The following is a 4,792-nucleotide window of genomic DNA, read 5'->3' on the forward strand; positions in this document are numbered from 1 at the left end:
TGGTTGAGAAGTTGGAGAAACTAGACCAAGAGGGAGAATTAATGCTTTTTATGAGGGATAGAAAGAGACCTCATTTAGGTTCTGGAACTCTTATTCCAATAAAAGATATTGGTGTTTTTACAAGTGTTGACCAAGATTCAAATGAGGGCAAATATGCTCTTGAAATAAAGAAAGGCGAGTAGTTATCTACTCGCTTTATTTTAAGTTTTCACGTTCTCTAAGGGCTTTAAATTTATCAAATTGGCTTTTGTATTCAAAGTCCTTGTTTTCCTTTTTGCTGACAAGGATTTTACCATCGTATTTAGCAAATTTCTTTTTGTCATTGCCATCTGTCCAAGCAAGGTCTTCGTTCACTACATAGACGTTTGATGTTCCCATTTTTAAAACATTTAAAAATCCATTCTCCTCTAAAAGCTTTACTGCTCTGTAAACTGTTGACCTTGATTTGCCAAAATAATCTTCAAAAACTGCATAAGAACAAGCTAAAGCATTTCTGTTATCCATGTGTTCCAAGATAAAAAATAATAAAGAACTTGCGAAGTTATGATTTGCCATTAACCATCTTAATTCTGGCATGTTGTCACGATAAAGCTGGATGAAATTATGATTTTTCTTTTTCTCTTCAAATTGCTCTTTGTCTTTGTTTTCTTGCTGTTCAAGATCAATAAGTCTTTGAAGCATTTGAAGTTGTTCAGGGGTTAACTCAACATTAATTTTTCTCTGCTCGTCCAATTTACGCACCTCTGCTGGCATAGAATCCTTCTCTCCCTTGTTATGTATCATCAGCTGTGATACCTATATGTATAATTTATGACACATCATAGGTCAAAAATGAACTATAGTCAAGCAAAAAATGACACATCTTAATTCAACTATGTGTCACAAGCTATGACACATATACGTGTCACAAGCTATGACACATTACCTTAACTAAAACATTGATATATCAACATTTTTTCTGTGTTCCCTTCTATATCTCCTAAAGGGCTTTTCTCCACGCAAGGTTCGGGTAGTATTTTTCGGACAGACCACCGAAAAATCTCCACCCTTTTCTCCTTGCATTCCGAAATTTTGGCGGTGCTGTACTTTCGCCAAGCCGACGTACCTAAAACGAGGAATTCAGGAAATCGGCTTGCTCGAGCCATTATACCGCCAAAACCGCCAGAGCTTCCGTTCATAAATTTTCTCTTTTGCCTTATGGATCTACGCAATATGGGGGCTTCCCCCAAACCCCCTTGCCAGCCTCCACCCTAAAACAAGGGGAGAATTGATGGTGTTCGAATAAAAATCTTTGATATTTAGAAATCTAATTTTAAAGAAGGGAGTTGAGCTTTCATGAATAGTAACAGTAGCATTAATAAAAGTAATTTAAATTTATTAGCCGTAGTAGCACTAGGATTGACGACAATTTACACCGCAATATTAGCGACTCAATTAATGTCCACAAAACATAAAGTTGATTATTTATATTACAAAGAACATTTTCAAAAAAATAATAAGGGGAATAATAATTAATCGCTAAAACAATGAGAGGCGCTCTAGAAGGGGTAGAGTCCTGAAAATGCGGATTTACAACGGTAATGTAATTTTCACCCATAAATAAAGCCGATTTTAAGAAATCGACTGTTGAACTAAAGCTCCCTTTACTTTAAGTACATTTCTTCACAATCTTTAGATTAATTTATTGGATTATTTTTATGTGAAAGAGTGATATTAAATAAGAGCTTTAATTCGATTGACAAAAAAACCGTCCAGAAGGTATATTATATGTATCTAAGTTATGGAGGTTATTATGTCTATTTCAAAGCATGCTAATAAGAAAAAAAATATATTGATTGCTGCATCTGAAATTGTAAAAGAAGAAGGAGTTGTCAAACTCACATTAGAGGCAGTCGCCCAAAGAGCTGGCGTGAGTAAAGGTGGATTATTATACCATTTTCCTAGCAAGGAAGCATTAATTAAAGGAATGGTGGAAGATTGGACAAATAATTATTTCGAATGCATTAATACGTTAGTTAATAACGACGATGATAACGCAATAGGAAAATGGAATAGGGCTTATCTTAAATCTACATTTTCCGATTTAGAAAACAATAATCTAAATTCCGCACTAATGGCTGCTATGTTTATTAATCCAGATTTATTAGATGAATTCCGGCAGAGATACGATATTTTGCATACAAAGTTAATAACTGATGGAATTGATCCTGTCAAAATAACAATTACAAGATTATCCATAGATGGTCTTTGGTTTTCAGAAATATTTGGAATGGCACCATTAAATGAAGAACTAAAAACACAAGTTTTTGATGAACTAATAAACATGATTCAGGAGGACGAATAATGTCATATCTATATTTAGCACTTGCAATAGTGGGGGAGATTATTGGCTCTTCCCTATTAAAAGCATCTGAAGGCTTTTCAAAACTCTATCCTACAATAGGGGTAATAATAGCTTTCGTTGGTTGTTTTTTCTTTTTATCCTTGTCGCTAAAAACAATCCCCTTAAACACTGCATATGCATTATGGGCAGGTTTAGGACTTGTTTTGACTACAGTAATTTCAGTTTTAGTTTGGAAGGAAAAACTTAACATGGCTAGCATTGCAGGAATAACACTGATTCTTGTAGGAGTTGTAATATTGAATTTGTTTGGACCAGGACATGGAGAATCTGGTCATGAAGCAAGCGAAACTATTACAATGAATGAGACAATGGAATAACACATAAAAAAGTCCTTCTTAATAAAGAGAAGGACTTTTTAGCTTAATTAAGGGTATTTTTTGAAGTCCTTATTCAACAAACCTGCGTACGTTAGTTTAAGTGTATCACTTCACAATTCCAATAGAGTAGAGTTTATTGAGACATAATGAAATTAGCGTTTTAAATGACTTCTGACTGTCTCATAAGACTTGTATCAAATGCTTACCGTTGTAAATCCGCATTTCCCTGACGCTACCCCTAGAAGCGTCTTTTTTGCTTTTTAAGGGTTTTTACTAGGGGCAACCTCTTACAAAGGCGAGAGAGGCCCGTATGGCGTCTGTCAACGGTACCGGACCGAAGGGAGGATAAGGAGTTGATAGACTCACTTCACCAAGACCCTCTTGGTGTCTCAAAAGGCAACACCTTTTGAGCTGCCTACCGGCGAGGGAGCCCCTCAAGGATTGAGGGGTTGGGGAGTTCGATTAAGGGGGTCTGGGGAAGAGTTCCCCAGTGGGTTTGGGCAAAGCCCAAGGTTTGGCTTTTAGCGTCGCAGACCACATGAAACTTTGCGTGCAAAGTGTAGTGTGTTACACTTTCTATTAATCTATCGATTTTCAGAAAGGGTGCGTACCCCATGAGTTACTCCATTATCCGAATGCAGAAAATGAAATCAAATGGGATAAAAGGGATTCAATTTCACAACCAAAGAGAGAGGGAAAGTGAAACGAATCCCGACATCAATAAAGCTGATTCTCATCTGAATTATGACTTGATAAACGGTCAAAGGCAGATTGATTACAACGAGAAAATTAGCCAAGTAATTGAGGACAATGTGACCTCTGGAAAAAAGATCCGTAAAGATGCAGTTAAGCTGGCTGAATTCTTAATTACCTCTGACAAGGAATTCTTCGATAAAATTTCACCCAAAGAGCAGAAAAGGTATTTTGAAACGGCTCATGAGTTCCTTGCTGATCGATACGGTGAAAAGAATTTAATCTATGCGACTGTTCACTATGACGAGAAAACCCCTCACATGCACGTAGGCTTCGTTCCAGTAACGGAGGATGGCCGACTATCGGCTAAAGATTTCTTTGGCCAGAAAAAGCAACTGGTGAGTCTTCAGGACGATTTTAATCAGTACCTGAAGCAAAATGACTTTAATTTGGAAAGAGGGGTCTCGTCGAGCCGTAAACACGTGGAGACGGCTAAATATAAGGCTCAAACGTTTCAAAGCATGGAGAAGGAAGCCCAAGAGAAATATGAGCGGACAATGGGGCATATTCAAGAGATTGATGATAAATCGAAATCGATTGCGAATATCGAAGCTAAAAAGGTTCTAGGGCTTGTTGGAATGAAGGAACAAGACTACAAAAGCCTAGTCGATTATGCGACCAATGGTGTGGCTTATCAGCTACAAGCAGAGAATCTGCAGAAAGAGTTGGAAAAGACTCAAAAAGAAGTTACGCAGCTGAAAGCTGATATGCAAATTGGACAAGATAAAATTCGCTATTACTACAAAGATATTGAAGAGAATTTAGACTCCTTAGCAGAGAAAAAAGCACTGCAAAAAGTGAAGCAAACAGACATTGTAAAGAACTATGGAGACTTGATAGAAAAGTACAATGGACTCGTTAATAAATATAATGACCAGTTGAAGGAGAAAAAGGAGTTAAAACAACAGGTGGACACTCTAAAAATTGAGAACCGGTCTTACCAAAATGAGAATCGGGAATTGAAATTAGAGAACGGAAAATTGAAGGGAAAACTCGTGCAGATCAGCAAGGAGTTTTCTGTTTTTAAAGAGAGGGTGGGCAAAGTTTTACACGCTCAACTTGACCGAGTAAAAACGTTCTTGAGGATGAATGATGTAGACCGAAGTACAATCAAGTTCCTGGATGATAGGCAAGATAAATTAGTCCAGGACTCTTTAGAAAAAATGGAGAAGCCACAAAGGCAAAAAGGGATGGAGATGGAACGCTGATGAAGGTGAAACAATTGGTTGAGAAGTTGGAGAAACTAGACCAAGAGGGAGAATTAATGCTTTTTATGAGGGATAGAAAGAGACCTCATTTAGGTTCTGGAACTCTTATT

General features: G+C 37.1%; 5 protein-coding genes. 4 read left to right on the forward strand and 1 reads right to left on the reverse strand.

All coding sequences use genetic code 11. From position 1 onward, the window contains the following. A partial coding sequence (locus ACF07S_RS33320) for a hypothetical protein (protein WP_181960706.1) occupies positions 1-182 on the forward strand: 182 nt, incomplete at its 5' end. Positions 183-195: 13 nt separating this feature from the next. Here ACF07S_RS33320 and ACF07S_RS33325 read toward each other — a convergent pair. Beyond that, complete coding sequence (locus ACF07S_RS33325) at positions 196-753, reverse strand: replication/maintenance protein RepL (RefSeq protein ID WP_048558832.1); 558 nt, start codon at positions 751-753, stop codon at positions 196-198. 1,039 nt (positions 754-1,792) lie between these two features. Between ACF07S_RS33325 and ACF07S_RS33330 the strand changes: the two genes are divergently transcribed. From ACF07S_RS33330 to mobV, 3 genes are all read left to right on the forward strand, one after another. Beyond that, positions 1,793-2,344 (forward strand): TetR/AcrR family transcriptional regulator, encoded by a 552-nt coding sequence (locus tag ACF07S_RS33330; RefSeq protein WP_000028029.1) that lies wholly within the window; start codon positions 1,793-1,795, stop codon positions 2,342-2,344. Further along, positions 2,344-2,721, forward strand: a complete 378-nt coding sequence (qacH, locus tag ACF07S_RS33335; protein ID WP_000121134.1) for a quaternary ammonium compound efflux SMR transporter QacH — start codon at positions 2,344-2,346, stop codon at positions 2,719-2,721. Before ACF07S_RS33330 ends, qacH begins: the two co-directional genes overlap by 1 nt. Before the next feature lie 614 nt (positions 2,722-3,335). Then, positions 3,336-4,682 carry a MobV family relaxase gene (gene mobV / locus ACF07S_RS33340; RefSeq protein WP_053082646.1) on the forward strand — a complete coding sequence of 449 codons (1,347 nt, stop codon included), beginning with the start codon at positions 3,336-3,338 and terminating at the stop codon, positions 4,680-4,682. Positions 4,683-4,792 lie beyond the last annotated feature (110 nt).

The organism is Streptomyces sp. NPDC016640, from assembly GCF_043076215.1.
Lineage (GTDB): Bacteria > Actinomycetota > Actinomycetes > Streptomycetales > Streptomycetaceae > Streptomyces.

What these genes read in the sequence shown, in the direction of transcription:
- mobV (WP_053082646.1), top strand. Translation starts at nt 3,336, where the DNA reads ATGAGTTACTCCATTATCCGAATGCAGAAAATGAAATCAAATGGGATA.
- ACF07S_RS33325 (WP_048558832.1), bottom strand. Translation starts at nt 753, where the DNA reads ATGCCAGCAGAGGTGCGTAAATTGGACGAGCAGAGAAAAATTAATGTT.
- qacH (WP_000121134.1), top strand. Translation starts at nt 2,344, where the DNA reads ATGTCATATCTATATTTAGCACTTGCAATAGTGGGGGAGATTATTGGC.
- ACF07S_RS33330 (WP_000028029.1), top strand. Translation starts at nt 1,793, where the DNA reads ATGTCTATTTCAAAGCATGCTAATAAGAAAAAAAATATATTGATTGCT.